Origin of the sequence: Polynucleobacter sp. MWH-Berg-3C6 (assembly GCF_018881855.1) — a bacterium.
GTDB lineage: Bacteria > Pseudomonadota > Gammaproteobacteria > Burkholderiales > Burkholderiaceae > Polynucleobacter.
Map to the genome: position 1 here is coordinate 1 of NZ_JACVPN010000021.1, position 255 is coordinate 255.

A 255-nucleotide genomic window follows, 5' to 3' on the forward strand; every position below is an offset into this window, starting at 1 on the left:
TCGTGTCATAAACCTTGTTATTAGCAGTCGCTGCAATATTAGGACCACTGCTGCTGCTTGGGTCAATGATGTAAGGCGTAATGACCAAGTTCGCATTGTTATAGGTGAACTTGTAGTTACCAGCATCCGAACCACTTGTTGACAAGTTTGAGCTGTAGGTGCCTACGTTCTTACCAGTAGCTACCCCGCCGCTCACTGTCACCGCATCACCAGTCAAAATCGCTGGGCTAGTGGTGTAAGCACTTTGGCTTTGGG

General features: G+C 48.2%; 1 protein-coding gene. It reads right to left on the minus strand.

Features of this window, described 5'->3' with window-relative positions; genetic code table 11:
- Window positions 1-255 (minus strand): hypothetical protein (locus ICN13_RS10060; RefSeq protein WP_216140218.1); only part of this gene is annotated, 255 nt, incomplete at both ends.